Source organism: Thermosporothrix sp. COM3 (assembly GCF_059696735.1).
Map to the genome: position 1 here is coordinate 5229609 of NZ_AP019376.1, position 20451 is coordinate 5250059.

Annotated in this window: 16 protein-coding genes, 2 tRNA genes and 1 rRNA gene; 3 read left to right on the forward strand and 16 right to left on the reverse strand. The window is 52.5% G+C overall.

The annotated features are described in order from the left end of the window. Positions 1-260 precede the first annotated feature (260 nt). A 5S ribosomal RNA gene (rrf, locus tag KTH_RS22210) occupies positions 261-377 on the forward strand. A gap of 237 nt (positions 378-614) precedes the next feature. Here rrf and KTH_RS22215 read toward each other — a convergent pair. The 7 genes from KTH_RS22215 to KTH_RS22245 all read right to left on the reverse strand — a co-directional run bounded on the left by KTH_RS22215 (position 615) and on the right by KTH_RS22245 (position 8177). Beyond that, a complete protein-coding gene (locus tag KTH_RS22215) occupies positions 615-1277 on the reverse strand; it encodes a DUF4870 domain-containing protein (RefSeq protein WP_111326537.1) in 663 nt (220 codons plus the stop codon). 426 nt (positions 1278-1703) lie between these two features. Further along, the gene (gene lon, locus KTH_RS22220) at positions 1704-4283 is read right to left on the reverse strand and encodes an endopeptidase La (protein ID WP_497621132.1); all 2580 of its coding nucleotides are present in this window, start codon (positions 4281-4283) and stop codon (positions 1704-1706) included. Positions 4284-4346: 63 nt separating this feature from the next. Next, complete coding sequence (gene clpX, locus KTH_RS22225; protein WP_137686271.1) at positions 4347-5621, reverse strand: ATP-dependent Clp protease ATP-binding subunit ClpX; 1275 nt, start codon at positions 5619-5621, stop codon at positions 4347-4349. 486 nt (positions 5622-6107) lie between these two features. Then, a complete protein-coding gene (gene tig / locus KTH_RS22230; protein WP_497621134.1) occupies positions 6108-7544 on the reverse strand; it encodes a trigger factor in 1437 nt (478 codons plus the stop codon). A gap of 22 nt (positions 7545-7566) precedes the next feature. Beyond that, positions 7567-7806, reverse strand: a complete 240-nt coding sequence (locus KTH_RS22235; protein WP_111326531.1) for a hypothetical protein — start codon at positions 7804-7806, stop codon at positions 7567-7569. Positions 7807-8016: 210 nt separating this feature from the next. After that, positions 8017-8091 (reverse strand) — tRNA-Gly (locus KTH_RS22240). A 4-nt stretch (positions 8092-8095) separates the two neighbouring features. Beyond that, positions 8096-8177: transfer RNA gene (locus tag KTH_RS22245), tRNA-Leu, on the reverse strand. Positions 8178-8577: 400 nt separating this feature from the next. Here KTH_RS22245 and ppk1 point away from each other — a divergent pair. Beyond that, on the forward strand, positions 8578-10719 hold the full coding sequence (ppk1, locus tag KTH_RS22250) for a polyphosphate kinase 1 (protein WP_111326529.1): 2142 nt from the start codon (positions 8578-8580) through the stop codon (positions 10717-10719). Positions 10720-10772: 53 nt separating this feature from the next. On the opposite strand, the gene KTH_RS22255 is transcribed toward ppk1, so the two are convergent. From KTH_RS22255 to KTH_RS22290, 8 genes are all read right to left on the reverse strand, one after another. Then, positions 10773-11519 (reverse strand): response regulator, encoded by a 747-nt coding sequence (locus KTH_RS22255; RefSeq protein WP_111326527.1) that lies wholly within the window; start codon positions 11517-11519, stop codon positions 10773-10775. Positions 11520-11542: 23 nt separating this feature from the next. Continuing rightward, positions 11543-12289, reverse strand: coding sequence for a phosphate ABC transporter ATP-binding protein PstB (gene pstB, locus KTH_RS22260; protein ID WP_281278998.1), 747 nt, complete (start codon positions 12287-12289; stop codon positions 11543-11545). A gap of 320 nt (positions 12290-12609) precedes the next feature. After that, a complete protein-coding gene (locus KTH_RS22265; RefSeq protein ID WP_111326539.1) occupies positions 12610-12846 on the reverse strand; it encodes a hypothetical protein in 237 nt (78 codons plus the stop codon). A 95-nt stretch (positions 12847-12941) separates the two neighbouring features. Next, positions 12942-13880, reverse strand: coding sequence for a phosphate ABC transporter permease PstA (gene pstA / locus KTH_RS22270; protein ID WP_111326525.1), 939 nt, complete (start codon positions 13878-13880; stop codon positions 12942-12944). Then, on the reverse strand, positions 13877-14818 hold the full coding sequence (gene pstC / locus KTH_RS22275; RefSeq protein ID WP_137686141.1) for a phosphate ABC transporter permease subunit PstC: 942 nt from the start codon (positions 14816-14818) through the stop codon (positions 13877-13879). Before pstC ends, pstA begins: the two co-directional genes overlap by 4 nt. 137 nt (positions 14819-14955) lie before the next feature. After that, positions 14956-15867: a phosphate ABC transporter substrate-binding protein gene (locus KTH_RS22280; RefSeq protein WP_111326521.1), complete on the reverse strand. Its 912-nt coding sequence runs from the start codon at positions 15865-15867 to the stop codon at positions 14956-14958. 379 nt (positions 15868-16246) lie between these two features. Beyond that, positions 16247-16546 carry a hypothetical protein gene (locus tag KTH_RS22285; RefSeq protein ID WP_111326519.1) on the reverse strand — a complete coding sequence of 100 codons (300 nt, stop codon included), beginning with the start codon at positions 16544-16546 and terminating at the stop codon, positions 16247-16249. 147 nt (positions 16547-16693) lie between these two features. Next, a complete protein-coding gene (locus KTH_RS22290; protein WP_111326517.1) occupies positions 16694-17209 on the reverse strand; it encodes a hypothetical protein in 516 nt (171 codons plus the stop codon). 257 nt (positions 17210-17466) lie between these two features. Here KTH_RS22290 and KTH_RS22295 point away from each other — a divergent pair, with 257 nt between their 5' ends. Next, on the forward strand, positions 17467-18183 hold the full coding sequence (locus tag KTH_RS22295) for a histidine phosphatase family protein (protein ID WP_111326515.1): 717 nt from the start codon (positions 17467-17469) through the stop codon (positions 18181-18183). A 121-nt stretch (positions 18184-18304) separates the two neighbouring features. Here the strand turns inward: KTH_RS22295 and mgtE are convergent, their stop codons facing one another. Beyond that, the gene (gene mgtE / locus KTH_RS22300) at positions 18305-20263 is read right to left on the reverse strand and encodes a magnesium transporter (protein WP_111326513.1); all 1959 of its coding nucleotides are present in this window, start codon (positions 20261-20263) and stop codon (positions 18305-18307) included. Positions 20264-20451: the final 188 nt, after the last annotated feature.

Consider the following 20451-nt stretch of genomic DNA (forward strand, 5'->3'; position numbering starts at 1 on the left):
TTCTTCTTTTCTCTCTCTCAAGCTACCTGCTCTCTGCTTGCTTCCCTCCATCCTTGCTTACTTTTCCCGCTCATTCGGCTCTGGATACAAGAAGCGAACCCTTTTTACACGTAACTTCCTTTCCGTACGAACGCTTCAGCGAGGCGCTCCTTCCCCCTTTTTCTCCGTTGGCAAAAAAAATCTGCAAAAAGTATTGACAGGCTTCCCAACCCGTGCTATTATACTCCCTGTCAACGAAAGCCGCCTGTATGTACAGGTGGTGCGGTGATTATCGCGAAAGGGTTCCACCCGTTCCCATCCCGAACACGGTAGTTAAGCCTTTCAGCTCCGACGATACTTGGCGGGCAGCTGCCTGGGAAAATAGGACATTGCCGCTCCACCTGTCCACACGGGCGGTTCTTCTTTTCTCTCTCTCTCAAGCTACCTGCTCTCTGCTTGCTTCCCTCCATCCTTGCTTACTTTTCCCTCCCATTCGGCTCTGGATACGAGAAGCGAGCCCTTTTACGCTTCGCTTCCTGCCAACCCTCTCTCGCTACTCGTCGCTTCCTCCAGTGGTTAAAAAGAAAGAGTGCAGCGGCCTTGTACCGCTACACTCCTGTTTCTTTTCGCTTGCTTTAGACAGTGCGCTCAACCCAGTCGCCGATCAGTGGTAGCTTGATCTTCTTTCCCTGATAGGCCGAGATGCCCAGGAAAATGATACCGCCCAGATAGGCCAGGCCAAGCAAGCCAGTGAGACAGCTTCCAAACAGAGCCAATCCAATACTATTCGCGGCAATGACACCGATAATATTGGAGATAATGCTAATCACAACACCACAGATGACACCATAGAGCAAGCCCTGGAGCGCATGGAAGCGCAAGAACTTATTCTGCTTCTCTATGATAAAGAAAATCAGACCAACAATGGCGATGTAGCAAAAACCAGCCGCTACTTTTGGATTACTCACCGTAGAGGGACCACCCGCCTGGTAGCCCTGCTGCTGATAGTAGGGGTTCTGCTGCTGGTAGGCCGCATACTGTGGATCACCATAAGGAGGCTGCTGACCATAGGGCGGCTGACCATATTGCTGACCACCATACTGACCGCTTCCCTGTTGCGGGTTGCCATACTGACCGCTTCCCTGTTGTGGAGCGCCATACTGGCCGCCATACTGGCCGCTTCCCTGTTGCGGGTTGCCATACTGACCACCACTATAAGGATCTCCTCCGGCAGGGTGCTGGGGATTGTAGCCGCCATATCCCGAATTTGGCTGCTGATTTGGGTCATAATAGCTCATAAAGCTCTTCCTCTCTTGCGGTTACTCTAGAATAATTCCTGGTAGCGATAGGCAGGTTTCCTCTTGCTCTCCAGCTTCATGCAAGGTCGGGCCTCCACATCGCAACATTCGCACATAGGAAAATAGATATATGTGCTATCAAGTATACATTCTGAATTTCCATCTGTATATGAGGTTCTTCACTTTCTCCGAGCGAGGAGAGACGGATTCTCTTGCAAGCATGGCACGAGTACGCTTCTCTGAAGTAACCTCCCTGTTAGCACAAAAGTGCTATTTCTATTCTCCCAAGACGAGAGAGCATCCCTCTCAAGAATAGAACGGGCGAGGGCCATGATTCTCAAGCAGGAATATGGCGCTATGTAAACTTGCCTCTCCAATTGGGAGAGGCAAGCGTTGTTTGTTTCAGTCTATTGGGAGCATTCTCTATCAATCATGCTCCTGTTTGCCTGGCTTTGCCCGAGGATAGATATCCTGCGAGGGACGTTCGGGAGGAACAATAAAACCCTCATGCTCCTCATCTTCCTGGGACTTACGGTATTTGTTCTCGCGCAAAGAAGACAGCCGCTCCTCTTTCCGGGCAGCCGCAAGCGGGCTTTCCGCCTGTCCCTTTTCAGTGACAGATTCTTGCAGGGAAGAAGGCGGCAACAGTGCAATATCAACAACCTGATCCATCGACTCGACCAGCGTAAACTGGACCTTCTGTCGAATCTTAGCAGGGATCTCGGCCAGATCCTTCTTATTCTCAGCAGGAACAATCACATGATTGATTTGTGCCTGTTGAGCAGCCAGTACCTTTTCTTTCAAGCCACCGATACCCAGGACATTGCCAAGCAGCGTAATTTCTCCTGTCATCGCAATATCGCTCCGAACAGGGCGTCCGGTCAGCGCGGAAATCAACGCGGTAGCGATCGTGATACCAGCCGAAGGCCCATCCTTCGGAATAGCATTCTCGGGAAGGTGAATATGCAGATCGGTGCCGTCCTGGAAATTCGGATCAATTTGCAACTCTTTGGCTCGGGTCCGAATATAGGAAAGCGCGGCAATCGCGGACTCACGCATGACATCCCCGAGCTGTCCCGTTACCAGCAAATCGCCTTTACCCACCATCGTCACAACTTCAACAGGCAGGAGAATACCGCCATTCTCGGTGACAGCCATGCCCATTGCAGCCCCTACACGTGGCTTGCGAGCAAGAGGTGTCATAGCAAAACGCGGCATCCCGAGATATTGTTCCAGATTGTGGGTTGTCAGGCGGACACGCGTACCCGGTTTTTCCAGCACGCGCCGTGCGACCTTGCGGCAGATAGCGGCAAGCTGGCGCTCAAGATTACGCACTCCGGCCTCACGCGTATAATCGGTAATGATATGCTGCATCACCGTCTGCGGAACACGTAACTGCTCCGCGCTCAGTCCATGATCATGTAACACGCGCGGCAACAGATAGCGCTGTCCGATATGAATCTTCTCTTCCAGCATATACCCGGGTAGCTCGATCACGTCCATGCGGTCTAGCAGCGGACGAGGGATCTGATATTTGATGTTCCCGGTACAGATAAAGAAGACTTCAGAAAGATCGAACGGAAGCTCAAGGTAGTGATCAGTAAAGGTGCTATTCTGCTGTGGGTCAAGCACTTCCAGCAGGGCAGCGCTCGGGTCACCCCGGTATTCAGCCGAGAGTTTATCAACCTCATCAAGTAAGAAGACCGGGTTATGAACGCCAACCGTCTTCATACTCTGGATAATGCGGCCTGGAAGCGCTCCAACATACGTGCGTCGATGCCCACGGATTTCGGCCTCATCATGGACGCCACCAAGCGAGATCCGGGCAAATTTGCGTCCGAGTGCTTTTGCGATTGATTGCCCGAGCGATGTTTTACCAACGCCTGGTGGGCCAATAAAACAGAGTACCTGCCCCTGGCTTTCGTTCGCGGGAAGACCGCCCTCCCTTGCCAGACGCTGGCGCAACTGGCGTACGGCCAGAAACTCAATGATTCGCTCTTTAATAGGCTCAAGACCGTAGTGATCGTTATCGAGAATCTGGCGCGTGCGCTCGATATCAAAAGACTCCTGAGTACGCTCATTCCAGGGGAGAGCAAGCACCCAATCGATATACGAGCGGATCACTCCGACCTCAGCGGACTGGGGAGAGAGTCGTTCCAGACGATCGATTTCTTTACGAACCTTTGTAGCCGCCTCAGGAGGAAGATTCTTCTCCTTGAGTCGGGCGCGCAACTCCTCAACCTCGGAGTTGGTATCCATTCCCAGTTCTTCCTGAATAGCGCGTAACTGTTCACGCAAATAGAACTCTTTTTGCGTACGATCGACCTGGGAGCGGACACGGCTACGAATGGTGGTTTCCAGTTCCAGAATCTCGATTTCATTTCCGATCAGCACACAGATCTTCTCAAGGCGCTCAAGCGGATCGAGCGTCTCGAGCAGATCCTGTTGTTGATCTGTATTGGAAACGATATACGTAGCCAGCGTATCGGACAGCCGTCCGACCGTCTTCAGAGCTACAATCGAGTTGATATCATCAACCGAGAAACGACGGCTTAACTGGGCATAGCGTTCAAAGAGACTGATAGCATGACGCACAAAAGCATCGGCCTGCGGGCCAGTAGCGCCCTTCTCCTGAAGGGGAGTGACCGCAACATGGAGAAAGGGTTCCAGATCGGGGAAATCGTCAACCTGGACGCGCTGAATACCACGAATCAACACTTGCAGGCTACCATCTTGCTGACGGTGCATCTTCACGACTTCCGCAAGGGTTGCGATTGTATAGAGGTCCTTAGGCTGTGGATCATCAATATCGACGCTGCGTTGAGTAGCGGCAATCAGTAAATGATCCGGGTGCATCATTGCTTCTTCAATAGCCCGGATTGATTTTTCACGAGCTATTGCCAGGGTATGCCGGTTATGGGGAAAGGCAACGACGTTTTTTAACGCCACTAATGGATATATCTCTTGAGAACGCTCTATGTTGTCCTGGCGTACCATCTCACTCATTGCTTTCCCACCTATCTAGCCTGAAGCTCACCTACCTCAACAAAAAAAACAGATGAGCCTGCACTAAGCAGACTCATCTTCGGAATATGCAATTGTGCGGTCTGAACGTGTCACAAGCAAGGGCTTGTGGCGGGAGGTAATCACATCTCCGTTAATAATTACCTTCTTCACATCAGAACGCGATGGGATTTCGTACATGACATCAAGCAAGACATCTTCAATAATCGAGCGTAAGCCACGCGCCCCAGTCTTCTGTTTCAACGCGCATTCAGACGCAGCCTCTAAGGCATCATTAGTGAAGACCAGATCCACATGATCAAGCTGTAAAAACTTCTGATATTGCTTGATAATTGCATTTTTCGGCTCGGTCAGAATGCGGATCAGCGCATTCTTATCAAGACTATCGAGGGAAACGACGACCGGGAGACGGCCAACGAATTCCGGAATCAGGCCATATTTCAACAGATCATCGGGAATCAGGCTGGTCAGAATCGTCTCGTTCTCATTTTCGCCCTTCTTCACTTCCGGGCTACTCTTCACCGTCCCGAAGCCCATCTGTTTGTTTGCTCCCAGGCGCTGCTCAACAATTTTGTCCAGCCCCTCGAAGGCGCCACCACAGATGAAGAGAATATTGGCAGTATTGATCTGGATAAAATCCTGATGGGGGTGTTTACGTCCGCCCTGAGGGGGAACATTCGCCACCGTGCCCTCAATGATCTTCAAGAGAGCTTGCTGGACACCCTCACCGGAGACATCACGAGTAATAGAGGGATTATCAGACTTGCGAGCAATTTTATCGATCTCGTCAATATAGACGATGCCGCGTTCGGCGCGTGCAATATCGAAATCGGCGGTCTGGATCAGACGCAGCAGAATGTTCTCTACGTCCTCACCCACATAACCAGCTTCGGTCAAAGCGGTCGCATCTGCGATGCAGAATGGAACATCAAGGATCTTGGCCAGCGTCTGGGCCAGCAGAGTTTTACCACTACCGGTGGGTCCGATCAGCAAGATATTACTCTTACCGAGCTCTACATCATCGATCTGCATACCGACGCTGATGCGCTTATAGTGGTTATAGACGGCAACAGCCAGCGTCCTTTTCGCACGCTCCTGACCGATAACGTAGTTGCTGAGTTGTTCATAAATCTTCTTGGGCGTTGGGATTTTGCCGGTCTGCAAGCGTGGTTTGGAAACTGTGGCTTGCTCCTCCTCGATGATTTCTCGACAGAGATCTATACACTCATCGCAGATATAGACTCCCCCCGGTCCGGCGATCAAGCGCTGCACCTGATCCTGACTCTTGCCACAAAAAGAGCAGCGATATGTCGTTCGCATATTTTTCGAGTTTGCCACGGCTGTCACCTATCTTGCGGATACTTCCTCATACGATAAGGAAAGTATACCACACCTTTCTGCCTCTTCTGCTAGACCGTTCTCCGAAAGTGCCATCTTAGTGGACCAAGCAGGGGACTCCTGCATTGATCAGCTTTCTCTACCAGGAGTCTGTTTCGCACACGGACGCCTTTCAAGAAAACTCCTGATAATCAAGGAGTATGGCACAGACAATCTTCCTTCGTCAAGAGACACTCTCCATCTGGAGAACTATCGTCCAGAAACGGACAGGAACGACCTCTTAGTCCCTATCCTGTACGACTTTCAAAATACTGCCTCTGACGATATGACGAGGAGCAGAGCATGCTTTCTAATGGTACGCCCCGCATCCTCGTCCTCCGGTACATGAGTAGCAGGAAAAACTATCATAACGACGTCACGTTTTCACGCTTGTTCGCCGTTTCGTTGTTTCACCATTTCTAATTATTACTACTCTTTGGTCTGAGCAGCGGTTTCGTCTGGCAGAGATGTCGCAGACTCCTCGTTCTCCTGCTTGTTTTCATTATGCACTTCGGGCGAAATGTCCTCGGCGGCCTCAGCAGCAGCCTTTGCATTTTCTTCCGCCACTTCTTCTGTCACGGCCTGATCGGGATCAGGGCCAGCGGCCAGATCAACCAGACGCGAGACGGCCTTTTCGCGGCGATAGCTGCGGGCCAGCGCATCGCGGTTCTCTTTGGTGCGTGCCACAGCCTGCCCACTCTGCTCATAGAGGCTGAAGAGGGCATCAACTTCCTCAGGATCAACCTGAATGTTTTCCTTCTCGGCCACTGCATCGAGAACCAACTGACGCTTGATGCTCTTCTCGGCATCCGGACGCAGCTCTTTCATGTACTCTTCGCGCGACTTGCGCGAGAGCATCAGATACTGATCAAAGGAGAGGCCCTGATGCTCCAGCATGTGCGAGAACTGGTGCGCCATATCCTCAACCTGCTCATCGATCAGCAGAGGATGGATCGTAAAGTTCGATTGCTCAATGACAGCATCAACGACCTTATTGCGCAGTTCCTCGTCCAACTGGCGCTTCTTGTTTGCCAGCAGGTTATCACTGATAACCTTGCTGAGATCCTCCAATGAGGTAATCTCATCGTTGCTGACCTTTGCCGCAAACTCATCGTTCAGTTCAGGCAGGACCTTGCGCTCAATCTTATGGACCTTCACCGTATACTCTGCCGGTTTGCCAGCAAGTTTCTCGTTGCCATAGTCCTCAGGAATGGTGGTGGTGAAAGACTTCTCTTCACCGGGTTTCATCCCGACGACTTCCTGATCCATGCCAGTAAAGAGGCCAACGCGTTCCTTTGTCAGCTCAAAGGGGTTGTCTTTGAGATCAGAAACCTTCTGCTCGCCAGAAGTGACGCGCATATCCACGGTCACGCGATCGCCATAGTCAGCCGGTCGATCTTCAACGGGCTCCCAGGTCGCAGCGCGCTCACGCAGAGCCTCAATCTCTTTGTCAACCTCTTCGGACGTCACCGATGCCTCTTCCCGCTCGAACTTGAGTGAATGATAATCACCCAGTTCAACAGGAGTGATAACGGGAACTTTAATGGTGCAGTGGTAGTCCTGCCCCTGCTCAAACAGGGGGGCGTCGAGGGTTGGTTGAGTAATAGGCGTCAATTCATGCTCAAGCAGAGATTTGCGATAGGCCTCAGAAATCAGGTCGTCAATACCTTCCTGGTAAATATATTCCTTACCCACTCTGCGCTCGACAAGAGAACGAGGAGCCTTGCCACGGCGGAAGCCGGGAACATCTATCTGCTTTACAATCTTCTTGAATGCCTTATCAGAGGCTTTCTCTATTTCGTCCCACGATAAATCTACTTCAAGGACGGCCTCGCTGGTCGGCAGCTTTTCAACAGAGACCTTCACATTTCCTCCAACAGGTTCAAAGCTAAGGTGTGTGCTCGATCAAATGAAAAACGTCGAAGCTATTATATATTAGCACGTTGTTGTTACGTCTGGTGAATAAAACTGTGGGAAGCACATCGCACTCTCTCCCACCCAAAAACCACCCGATCAACAAATGAACTGTGGTAACACTCCGCAGCAGCTCAGGGACCGCATGCGTGGCATCGCGATAGACGACGCTGGTCATGCTGTATGCCTGTGGGAGGTGCCATACCAACGACATGAGGGCAATCGCTCGCGGTCTCTTTGCGCAAACAGTGTCGCGCCTGAGAACCGCCCGGGCATACCCTCTGCGGCTAGCGGCGGGCTCAAGCCCTTCTTTGTCAATGCGTCTCTACGAGCGTAAAGGATGGTGTATCTTGTGTGGGTTGCACCTTTATGCACTTGCCCACAGAGGCGCAACGAAACTGGTTGACCTCTGTCCAAGACAGATTGGAGCGGGAGACGGGATTCGAACCCGCGACATCTTCCTTGGCAAGGAAGCGCTCTACCACTGAGCCACTCCCGCTTGATGGGCGGTGAGAGACTCGAACTCTCACGGTTTGCACCAACAGATCCTAAGTCTGTCCTGTCTACCAATTTCAGCAACCGCCCGATCCTTTTTCAATAGAAGCGTGCTCTCTTCTATTGAGAAAGCCATAAGGTTTCATCCTCTGTGGATAATACATCAGCAGACAAGCTACTGTCAAGATATATCCATGCTTTTTTGACCTTCGGGCTATTAAAGTGCACCAACTTCACCCACCTGCTCAGCATTCCCATTGCTTTCCTTAGCAAAGAACGTCATGGACACAAAACGTCAGGACGTTCTCTCACCACCGCTCTATTATAACGCCTCCTGGCAACCCCTTTATTCCTGTCCCCCGATTGTTCCTGTATATCTGGAATCTGGCCCTGCAACTCAGCCAGTACTGCTTCTTTGCAGCATATTGGCAATGAATGATACAATGGTATGGTAAAATCATCTTTTTGCTGTCATGGGATAAATCATTGTATGGAGTCGAAAACATCATCCACAACGCCAGTAGAGCTTGAACGTCCTGATCTGTATATCAATCGTGAACTGAGCTGGATCGAATTTAACCGCCGCGTCTTTGAAGAGGCCAAGAATCCGCGCCACCCACTTCTGGAACGGGTCAAATTTATCTCGATCTTTGAGACCAACCTTGATGAATTCATGATGATCCGCATTGCTGGCCTGAAAGATCAAGTCGCCGCCCGGACTCCCACCCGTAGCCCGGATGGCCGCACGGCGGAAGAACAGATCGCTGCGGTACGTCAGCTTCTGGCTCCGCTTACGCAGGAAGTACGTCATTACTGGCGCACCGAGCTACTTCCATTACTGGCAGAGCAACATATTCACATACTGGACTATGAACAGCTTGATCGTCAACAGCGGGAGGCAATGCGCGCCTACTTTGAGAATGAGGTTTTCCCGGTTCTGACCCCGCTGGCCGTCGATTCAGTGCATCCTTTCCCGCACATCTCGAATCTGAGCCTGAATCTGGCTGTAGTCCTGACCGACGCATCCCACGGCAGTGAACACTTTGCACGGGTCAAAATACCGCCCTCTCTGCCACGGCTGGTCCCGATCCCGACGGCAACCGATAATCCCCAGATTATGGCCTTTGTCTGGCTGGAACAGGTGATAGCCGCGCACCTGAGCATGCTCTTCCCCGGCTTCGATGTCTGGGAATCATACCCGTTTCGGGTACTTCGTGACGCGGATATCGAGCTACAGGAAGACGACGCCGCCGACCTGCTGGAATATATCGAACAAGAGGTGCGCGAAAGACGCTTCGGCACTGTAGTTGACCTCGCCGTCAATCCCGCGATGCCCCAACGCATTCGTCGTCTGCTGCTCGACAATCTGGAAATCACCGAACGAGATCTGACAGTAATTGATGGGCCGCTTGGCATGGGCTCGGTAGCTGAGCTGACAAAACTGGATAAGCCAGATCTTAAGGATAAGCCCTTTACGCCGCATATCCCCGCGCTCTTGCGCCGAACACCAGGCATTTTTAACGCAATCCAGAAACATGATATCCTGCTCCATCATCCCTATGATAGCTTCAGCACGATCGTTGATTTTATCTCCGAAGCGGCGGAAGATCCCGGTGTTCTGGCAATCAAACAGACACTCTATCGGGTCGGACAAAACTCGCCAATCGTTGAGGCGCTCCTGCGGGCCGCAGAAAATGGCAAACAGGTCGCCGTTCTGGTTGAGTTGAAAGCCCGCTTCGATGAGGAGAACAATATTGTCTGGGCCCAAAAACTTGAGCGAGCTGGCGTCCATGTGGTCTATGGCCTTATCGGTCTGAAAACCCATGCGAAAATGGCGCTGGTCGTTCGTCGTGAAGAACATGGCCTGCGTCGCTATGTTCATCTCGGAACCGGCAACTATAACGCGACGACGGGTCGTGTCTATGAGGATCTCGGACTCCTTACCTGTCAGCCCGATATCTGTAACGACCTGACCATGCTATTCAACTCACTGACCGGCTACTCACGGCAGGTCAGCTATCGTAAGTTACTGGTCGCGCCAGTCGGGTTACGCCGGGGAATCTCCGAGCGCATTGAGCGTGAGATCCGCCTGCACGAGGAGCATGGAAACGGCCGCCTGATCTTTAAGATGAATCAGTTGACTGATCCGGCCATTATTCGCTTGCTGTATCGCGCCTCGCAGGCAGGAGTCAAGATTGATCTGATCATCCGGGGGGTGTGCTGTCTGCGTCCTGGGATCGTCGGGGTGAGCGAGAATATCCGTGTGCGTAGCATTGTAGGCCGCTTCCTTGAGCATAGCCGGGTCTACTACTTCGGCAATAACGGACGGGCTGAGATCTTTGTGGGAAGTGCCGATATGATGCAGCGCAATCTGAACGGACGGGTTGAAGTCCTTTTCCCGGTCGAGCTGCCGACGCTTCGTGAAGCGTTGCTCAAGAAGATGCTTCACCCGCTGCTTGCGGATACCGTCAATGCACGCTTATTGCAACCGGACGAGCGCTATGTCCGCCTTCAGCCCGCAAATGGAGAGGAAGCGTTTGACAGTCAGCAATGGTTCATCACGCATCCGCTCTTTGATATGGAGGAGGACGAAGAGGGAGAGACCATCAGTGCAATTCCCTCCTCTGCGTAGTTCCTTATGCGGGAAGGGGGAGAGAGGCGCTCACGCGGGCGGCTGTGTCCCGCTTAACAGCGGAAGACATAACCGACGCCGCGCACGGTTTGAATCAACTTTGGGTTTGCCGGATCTTCTTCCAGCTTCTCACGGAGCCAGCGCACATGCACATCAACGGTACGTGTGTCACCGGCATAATCATAGCCCCAGACGTTGTGCAACAATTGATCGCGCGTCAAAACGGTGCCCCGATTGCGCACCAGATAGGCCAGCAACTCAAACTGTTTGGGTTGGAGCTCCATTTCCTGGCCCCGGCAATTGACACGTCGCCCCGCAAGGTCAATGCGTAACGGCCCGGCAACCAGCTCGCGCGAAGAAGGGCGTCGCGCTTCAACCTGCTCCGGGGCACTTTGCTGCTGCTGTCCCCCCCCATTTGAGGCAGGATAGTCTGCTCGTCGCAGCAAAGCGCGTACCCGTGCCAGAAGCTCACGCCGCCCAAAAGGTTTGGTGACATAATCATCCGCTCCAACCTCCAACCCCACAACCTTGTCTATCTCATCCCCTTTTGCAGTCAGCATCAGAACCGGAGTCGTTGCGGTGCTATCCTCGCGCCGCAACTGCCGACACACTTCCAGACCATCCATTCCCGGCAACATGATATCCAGAATGACAAGATCCGGCTTCTCACGTCTTGCCGCATCCAACGCACTGTAGCCATCCGCCGCCGTAACAACGCGGTAGCCTGACTGTTCCAGATTGTACGCAATCGTCTCCACCAGAACAGCCTCGTCATCTACTACCAGAATCGTGCGAGCCACAAGTGCCCTCCATGTTTTCTCGATTAACCGAACCGACCGCTGATGTAGTCTTCTGTCTCCTTTTGTTGGGGTCGCTCAAAGATCTGGGTGGTCGGTCCATATTCCACTAGCTTACCACTCAGGAAAAATCCAGTAAAGTGTGAGACACGCGCAGCTTGCTGCATATTATGTGTCACAATAACAATTGTATATTCCTTTACCAGTTCTGTGATAAGTTCTTCAATCTTGAGCGTGGCGATCGGATCTAGCGCGGAACAGGGCTCATCCATTAGCAAGACGTCTGGCTGCACTGCCAGTGCCCGCGCGATACAGAGGCGCTGCTGCTGGCCGCCCGAAAGGCCGAGTGCAGAGGAACGCAGCCGATCCTTGACCTCATCCCAGAGCGCCGCCCCACGCAAACTTTTCTCCACCATCTCTTCAATATATTTACGCGGTTTTCCCTGCACCCGCAACCCATAGGCCACATTATCGAAGATGGATTTCGGGAAGGGATTCGGGCGCTGAAACACCATACCTATCTGCTGCCGCAGGAGCACAACATCTGTTTTCCTGTCATAAATATTCTGGTCGTGGAAAAGTGCCTGTCCTTCCACCCTTGTATCAGGGATCATATCATTCATGCGGTTCAGGGTGCGCAAAAAGGTTGACTTACCACAGCCCGAGGGCCCGATCAACGCCGTGACCTGGCGGCTCCGAATGGGAAGACTGACGTCAAAGAGCACTTGCTTCTTTCCATAGAAGAAGTTCACATCTCGCACATCTATTTCCAGACCCGCGGTGGTATTCAAGGTTTTGTTCGGGTCAAAGTTTCCTTTATGTTCTGATTGTGCTAGATCCTTCACCATTGCATCACCATTCACTTCAATAGAAGGGAGACTCTCTTTTATCACCTTGTTTTCCTCGATAGGCTCTATCTTCACCTGGGCCTGGTACTGCTGCAACCGGTCGAAGGAGGAAGACTGATCGCCTAGAGATCTCTCGCTCATCATAGAATCCTTTCTCTATTTCACTCTATCGGCATCCGCGCTCGGATACCACAGAGGAGAGAACATAATGCACCGGCCAGACTGAATTACGCTTACGGAAACGCTTACGATGTCAGTTGATATTCTTTGTAGAGTGGAATCGACTCGCAGACAATTAACCGATCTTCCAGTACAACCAGCCGAATATAGCGCCCGGCAAGCGCTTTACTGATAAAGTAAGGGCGTCCCTCATAGGAGATATGCCCGCTGCGGGCAACCTTCCGGGAGCAGATATTTGCTCCCTGGGGAACCGTAAAATCAATCGCGCCCTTTCCTCGTGTTGACTTGATAGGCACATTCATGACGTGTTTCTCCCTTATATATTCACCGGTATGATACATGGTTCTTCGGATATTCCTCTCACTTGCCGCTTCTCACGGCTACTTATCGGCATTTCCTACGCTGCCGTCCACTTTTTCTGAAGGGCACGTCCAAGCGCACGAGCGCCGATATTGATCACAAAGAGCACAACGATCAGCACCGCCGCGATACCAGCGGCAAGCGCGGTCTCCTGCATCGGCTCCAGTCCTGTCTGTCCTGCCCCCGGCCCCTTCACATAATAGAGGCGCGTGGTCAGCGTATCACTGCCGATCAGCGGATTCAGGGTAAAGACGTTGGCCGGACTGAAGGTTCCCATCGTAAAGAGCAGAGCCGCCGATTCACCAATAATCTTGCCTGCCGTCAGAATCAGGCCGGTAATAATCCCCGGAACCGCGGAGGGAAGCACGACAGTACGAATGACGTACCATTTAGAGGCCCCCATTGCCAGCCCAGCTTCGCGCAGCTCACGCGGTACACTCGATAGCGCCTCTTCAAACAGGCGCAGCGCCAGCGGGAAGTTCAGGCAGAGCAGCGTTAATGCACCGGACAGGCGGCTGATACCAAGCTGCATGTAGATGCCAAAGACCAGAAAGCCAAACATACCGAGCACCAATGAAGGCACACCTGCCAGCGTTTCAGCCGCGAAGTGGATTGTGGCAACCAGCTTTCCCTGTGGCGCATATTCCACCAGATAAATGGCTGCCGCCAGAGCGATCGGGAACAGAAAGGCTTCGGTCAGAATCAGGAGATAAAAGGTATTGAAGATTTGCTTGGCGATATCGGCATCGTCGGTGCCCAGGAAAAATGAGGGCTTGACGAGCGCTGGCATGCCATCTACAAGCAATTTGATGATGATGCCAATGAACAACAAGGCGACAAAACCACCGATCCCCCATAACAAAACTGTCGCAACCCGATCATTCCGATGCAGGCGGCGCGCCACCCGCTTCAAATCGGTGATATGCCTGCGCTCAGGCTGTGCCACTATTGGCTGTGCTTCCCGCGAAACACTCATTTATATACACTCCTGCTTGCCAGATACCGACTGATACAGATGAACAGAAACGAGATGAAGAGCAGAATAAACGCCAGTGTCCAGTAGGCATTCTGCGCCGTCCCCGCGGTTTCACCGAAATCCTGCGCGATAAACGCGGTAATATTCACGTTTGGCTGGAAAAAGATCTTCAGCGAGAACAGATTCTCAGGCAGACGATGTCCCTGCAAGACCATCGCGACCGCCAGCGTTTCACCGATGGCTCGCGCCAATCCCAGAACGACCGCCGTTGCAATGCCCGTTGAAGCAGCCGGGACGACCGCTTTAAAGATCATCTGCCAGCGGGTTGAGCCCAGGGCCAGACTGGCTTCACGCACGCTCTGCGGCACAGCCCGGAGCGCGTCAATTGACACACTGATCACGGTTGGCAACACCATCACGAACAGCACCAGAATAGCGGCTCCCCATCCATAGCCACCAGTCGCCAGGCCACCGGTGAGCGGCGAGGAAAGCTGTTGCAACCAGGGAACCAGCACGATCAGGCCGAGGAAACCAATCACAACCGAGGGAATGCCGGTGAAGATTTCCAGAAGCGGCTGAAGCAGTGTGATGACCCATTTAGGTGCGAGTTCGGTAAAGAAGATAGCGGTCCCAACCGCGAACGGGATGACCAGCAGGACAGAAAGCAGTGTGGTCACAACTGAGCCCAGAATCAGGCCACCTGCACCGAAATAAGGGACGGGGTTCCCATCGGCATCCATGTGCCCGATTCCTGTCGGGTCCCAGGTAGTACCGAAGAGAAAGGTCAAGGGGTTCACTCCTGATCCAAAAATCAGGAATGCTTTTGAGGCGATAAAGTAGATCACGCTGACAATCACCCCTACCAGCAAAAGTGCACAGAGAAAGAAGATCACTTTCGCTATCTGGTCTGTCAGGCGCATCCGTCTACTAGGTTGCAAACTCTTCCTCCTTACACGCTGCCTGATTGCAACGTGATCGTTGCCGCACGTTGTTTGCCTGCCTATACGATGGGAAGAGGATGTACTCTGGTCGGGAGCGAGCCATAGTACACCTCTTCTCTACCAGGCTACAATCTCTACTTCTTCTGCTGATGCGAGCTGATCGCATCCTGGCTGAGCTCTTTCAGTTGCACGAAACCCTTCGCGGTGGCAACTTCTTTTGCCTCGTCGCTGACCATGTAGTCAAGGAACGACTTCGCCAGGCCCTGAGGCTCACCTTTGGTGTACATATGCTCGATATTCCAGAACTTGTAGTCGTTGTTCTTGATGTTCTCGGCGGTTGGCTCTTTGCCATCGAGCGAGACCTTCACCACTTTGTCGTCTTTAATAGAGCCGACAGAAGCATAACCGATCGCGCCTTCATTCTGGGCAACGTTCTGAATAACCTGTCCTGTACTATCGGTCGTCAGGTTCTGCGGGCCGGTAACCGATTCAGGACCACCAAGCACGAACTGTTGGAAGGAAGCACGTGTACCGGAGCTGGCCGGGCGGCTAACCACAACAATCTTCATATCTGCGCCGCCAACCTCTTTCCAGTTGGTCACTTTGCCAGTGTAGATGTCCTTCACCTGCTGCGTGGTCAGGTTCTTCACGTTGACCTTCGGGTTCACAATGATGGAGAAGATAACGGCGGCTACCTGATGGTCTGTCAGGACTTTCGCCTGCTCTTCGTTCGCGAAGACATCGGAGTTACCGATATTGACGTTTCCAGCCGTTACCTGGGCCAGGCCGGTCTTGCTTCCCCCGCCATTGACGGTGATGCTTGAACCAGAACATTTCGCCTGATACTTCTTGGCAACTTCCTGCACCAGCGGCTGTAATGCGGTCGAGCCACTGATGGTGATAGAGCCGGTAGCACATCCGTCATTGCTCTGTGTCGTCTGGTTATTATTGTTGGACGCGTTAGAGCCCTCGCCACAGGCGGAAATAAGGACGGAAAACGCCATGATGGCAAGCATGATAAGTGCGACACGCCACTTCTTAGACATAACTTCTCCTATTTGTTGTACACAAGCGCTGCCTGTCAATGCACAAATATAGTTCGCAATACGGCTTACACAGGAGCTTGCTTTTGTTTATTCCGTGTACCTATACAATACCGTGCGGAAATTAACCGTGCTTTATGGATATGTTAATATGCTTTATGGATAGGTTAAGATTGTGTTAAACTTTCTTTCAGGATAAAGACCCGAAAAAACAGAACAGAACGACCTCACCCGCTGTATCTCCCCATCCTTCGCGGCTGGTGTCGCTCTTCTGGAGGCTGTTTCTCACGCAACTTACTACATTATCAAAGAGAACATGCGCGGGACAGAATTTTTTTTGCTTTACCATCCCTTTACAAACAAAGATGCCCGGAAGCGATACTTAGCCCTGCTTCTGCTTCCACTCTTCGTAGTCTTGAAATAGACCATCGTCAATAATATAGATGCCCGGAAGCGTCACCGTTGGATGACCGTGCCCTTGCTTGATCTTCAGACGATAGAGTGCAAGCGCATCTTCCTGCTTCCCGGTGTAGCCTATGCGCCTGGCAACACCACAGATCTGCTCTGGCTCATCCAGCGTTGCAACCAGCACTCTGATCCAGGAATGTTTCAGAGTCGCCCGGTTAATACTCACTGCTGGAATATAGATGCGCTGCCTGCGCAGTAACCTATGTTCAGACATCTGTTTGTACTGCTCCTGTATGTTGTGGAAAATGTCGACATTACCTATTACGACTTGCCACGCTCTTTCGAGACAGGCAGGCAGTTTTCCTGCCGCCGAACAAATAAAAAAAGGAGTGCAGTTGCACTCCTTCAGAGAATTACAGGGCTACCCTTCGGACCCTTTTTCGCCCGGGCGCTGCTCTCTTTGCTGCATATCGCCATACTGCTGCCAGGATTGAGAGCTACCGGGCTGCTGTCCGCCCATCTGCCCCCCGCCATACTGGCGATAATCGCCCTGCCCATAGTTGCCAGCTTCATTTATCGGCTGCCCCTGTGGTGTCCAGTTCTGCTGTGGGGGCATGCCCTGACCGCCAGCGTCATAATCATAGCCACCGCTTCCGCGCAAGACCCCGCGCACCTCGTCATCACGCCCATCAGGACGGACAGAAACAACGATCTTGCCAGAATTAAACGCCTGCTCATAGAAGTTTGCCTGCTCTGCGGGCACGCCGAGCTTCATAAAATCCTGAGAAAGCGGGTTACTCAGCTTGCTTTTCTGTGGAAGCGCCACGCCGATTTGCTCATGCGCAAAATTTCTTCTACGCAACTCATCTACAGCCGCTTTGGCCTGATCTTCGCTCTGGAATACACCGGCAATGATTGGTGTCTTGAAAGTGGTCATTGTGATTCCTCCTTTTCACTGCTCACACTGTGTCCCCTTTCACATTATGTGAAATAAAGCTGTGCCGTTCGCCAGAGACCAGCGCCTTTTCTCTTACACGCATGGGTTTTTCAAAAAGTGTCAGCACTCCACCCTCTTTCCCACCCATCCTGTCGCTATCGCGACTTGACACATACTCTCATCAGCGACTACACTAACCCCTACCTCTTTCTTCTGAAAGTGGTGTGTTTCCTCTTTCTATTGAAAGGATACAATGTATGACCAATCTCTATCTTATCCGTCATGGAGAAGCAAAGCTTGTTGAAAACGGCATTCTGAGTGACTTTGGACTGTCACCACGCGGCAAAAAGCAGGCAGAGGCCCTGCGTGACCGTCTTGCCGCCAGCGGTGAGATCCAGGCGGATGTGGTGATAGCCAGTACATTACCACGCGCACGAGAGACCGCCGAAATTATCGCGCCAGCTCTGAAACGCCCGCTGATCTTCGATGATGAGCTACAGGAAATGCGAGCGGGCTTCCTTTCAAATATCCCCCTTGCGGAATATGAGCAGAAGTATAAACCCACCATGCCAGATTATGAGCTTGAGCCCTATCGCGTCTGGGCTCCGGGAGCAGAAAACTGGGGACAATTTCTCTTGCGGGTGGGCACAGCATTGGAGCGGATCACACAGGAATATCAAGGGAAAAATATCGTGCTTATCTGCCACGGAGGGGTAATCGATACCTCTTTTATCTACTTCTTTAATGTTGGCGCGATCACGATGCCCCCCGTCCACTTCGACACCCAGAACACCTCTATCACGCACTGGAAATGCACCGCTCGGCCCGAACAAAAGCGGCCTGTCTGGCGCCTCATGCGCTATAATGACGCTTTCCATCTTATGGATCTTGAAACGGAGACACGTATTCCCTGGGAGGCACTGAGACGAACGGCGAAACAGCAGGAACCGACACAGGCTCCAACTGAGGAGTAGGGCAAGCCCCAACGCTTGCACGCTGTCAGCGTCGAACAGGATCATTGTGAGTGAGACGGAACGAGAAAAGAGCCCTTCTGCTTCGTTCCGCCCCTACAGAGATTTCGCTTTCATCGCCCTTTCACCACATCCATTGTTCAACGAAAGCCACCGTGATCGCCAGAAAGATGCAGACACTGAGTACGGCGATCACAGGATCAAGCAACGGGGCGCTAATCCAGCCACCCCGGAGATGCAGGCGTTGCAGAAGGTTTGGCAACAGCAACCCGCAAGCATAGGCAACCAGCAACGCAAGCCCAAAACCGAGCCCGACAATCAGGCTCAACGGCCAGGAGTGAAACAGCAGCCAGCTCAACACACACACAACCAGGCAGATCAGGACGCCGCCGAAGGTTCCCATCCCGATTTCACGCAGACAACGCCGCCAGAAATCACGTCCCTTCTTGGTGCGCATATTCCACCCGGCAACGCCAAGCGCCTGAGAGCCCGCGCTTCCGCTAACCAGCAAGAGCATCGGTAACAGACAGAGTACGCTTCCAAGCGCAACATTTGACTGTCCTTTGACAACAGCACCTGCCATCGACGCTAGCGCCGTGCGTCCCATCAGCATTGGCTGGAAAACTTCCAGAACCACAAGCGCAAGAATCAGCCCGGCAAGCGCACTCACCCCGAGCCAGGTCGTACGCTGTAACGCCTCTTTCCAGGAAAAATGTTCTTCTTCCTCAGCATCTTCAACGTCGGCCCCGGAGAACTCTGAGATGTCTTCGGCCTGCTCTTCATGGATCACATCAATCACGTCATCAACGGTAACCAGCCCCACCAGACGATTCTCAGCATCAACGACAGGCACACCAAGCAGGTCATATTTCGCGATCAGATCCGCAACCTCTTCCTGATCAGTATCGACATTCACTCTGATCACTTCCTCATCCATCAGCTCGTCAATGCGAGTGGAGGGATCGGCCACGACAAGCTGTCGCAACGAGACCACGCCACGCAAATGACGCTCCTCATCAACCACATAGAGGTAATACACCATTTCCAGATGCTCGGAATGCTGACGCAAATAGCGCAGCGTCTCTTCAACCGTGAAATCCTGCTGCAAGGACAGGACTTCGGGGGTCATAATGCCACCGGCAGTCCTTGCCCCATAGCGCAAAAGATCACGAATGGGCTGAGACTCATCCTCAGGCATCAAATCAAGCAGGTATTCCGCATCTTTCTGCGGCAGATTCGCCAGAATGTCGGCGGCGTCGTCTGGTGGCATGCGCTCAAGGAGATCAGATGCGCGCTCAGGAGTCATCTCGCCCAGCAATTCACCCTGGCGAAACTGCTCTACCTCATTCAGGGCATCGGCAGCGGTCTCCATATCCAGCCGATCGAGCATGGCCCCGGCCTCATCGACATCGAGCTGTTCCAGAATATCCGCGATATCAGCCGGGTGCAGGTCCGCCAGTTTGGTATGGCTTACGTTCAATTGCACCTGCGGTACAATCCCGGCCGAACCCACTGCGGTCGAGGCCCGCGAGGTAGCCATGACAGGCCGCATTGCTCCGGTCTGCCCCGCGCCTACCTGCACAACCTGAATTGGCTCGACATAATTCCAGGTAATCGTTCGCTCTTCCAGGGAGCGCGGCATCACTTTATTCAACTTATCCAGCGCTGCCTGTAACCCCAATCTGCGCAACAGCCCACTCAGACTGATATCAACGCCAACCAGACGCCCGGTCTTTTTAATCTGTGCCAGCTTCAGATCATTTACTTTGACCACGCGAAACCCTTGCGTATCAACAATCTGCTTATCCAGAATGTCTCTTTTCAGCAATAATTCATTATCTGCCGGAATATAGGAATCTATCTTGTCTTGTTTGACGGTGAGATGAATGGGGAATTCTTCAATAGTCCGAATTTGTTTCCAGGGAACAATGATATCACGGCTACCAGTGTTGCCACGCAGAACCAGTGCAGTGACAACTGGAAAGGTCTCATTCAGGGAAATGCACACGTCGTGCACTCGCCCTACACGCTTCTCTTCGGCATCATACACATGCTGACGCAAGAGTTCGCTCAGAAAAATCATAGGAATCACCGCCTTTCACGAGTTCGAACAATCGACCACCAGATGCTCTGCATATATCGTGCCGATAGGAAAGCCGCGCGCATGCCGCAGCCTCGCTTCTCACGCAAGCAGAACAACTTTCTGCTCTTTTTGCACAGGCCTTAACGCACAAGGAGCCCTCTTAAGACCATAGAAGAGCAGTTTCCACA

Excerpts from the sequence above, each read along its gene's own strand:
- KTH_RS22235 (WP_111326531.1), bottom strand. The coding sequence starts at position 7,806 with ATGTCGTTGGTATGGCACCTCCCACAGGCATACAGCATGACCAGCGTC.
- KTH_RS22265 (WP_111326539.1), bottom strand. The coding sequence starts at position 12,846 with ATGAATGTGCCTATCAAGTCAACACGAGGAAAGGGCGCGATTGATTTT.
- clpX (WP_137686271.1), bottom strand. The coding sequence starts at position 5,621 with ATGCGAACGACATATCGCTGCTCTTTTTGTGGCAAGAGTCAGGATCAG.
- ppk1 (WP_111326529.1), top strand. The coding sequence starts at position 8,578 with ATGGAGTCGAAAACATCATCCACAACGCCAGTAGAGCTTGAACGTCCT.
- mgtE (WP_111326513.1), bottom strand. The coding sequence starts at position 20,263 with ATGATTTTTCTGAGCGAACTCTTGCGTCAGCATGTGTATGATGCCGAA.
- KTH_RS22215 (WP_111326537.1), bottom strand. The coding sequence starts at position 1,277 with ATGAGCTATTATGACCCAAATCAGCAGCCAAATTCGGGATATGGCGGC.
- pstA (WP_111326525.1), bottom strand. The coding sequence starts at position 13,880 with ATGAGTGTTTCGCGGGAAGCACAGCCAATAGTGGCACAGCCTGAGCGC.
- KTH_RS22285 (WP_111326519.1), bottom strand. The coding sequence starts at position 16,546 with ATGTCTGAACATAGGTTACTGCGCAGGCAGCGCATCTATATTCCAGCA.
- KTH_RS22280 (WP_111326521.1), bottom strand. The coding sequence starts at position 15,867 with ATGTCTAAGAAGTGGCGTGTCGCACTTATCATGCTTGCCATCATGGCG.
- lon (WP_497621132.1), bottom strand. The coding sequence starts at position 4,283 with ATGAGTGAGATGGTACGCCAGGACAACATAGAGCGTTCTCAAGAGATA.
- KTH_RS22290 (WP_111326517.1), bottom strand. The coding sequence starts at position 17,209 with ATGACCACTTTCAAGACACCAATCATTGCCGGTGTATTCCAGAGCGAA.
- KTH_RS22295 (WP_111326515.1), top strand. The coding sequence starts at position 17,467 with ATGACCAATCTCTATCTTATCCGTCATGGAGAAGCAAAGCTTGTTGAA.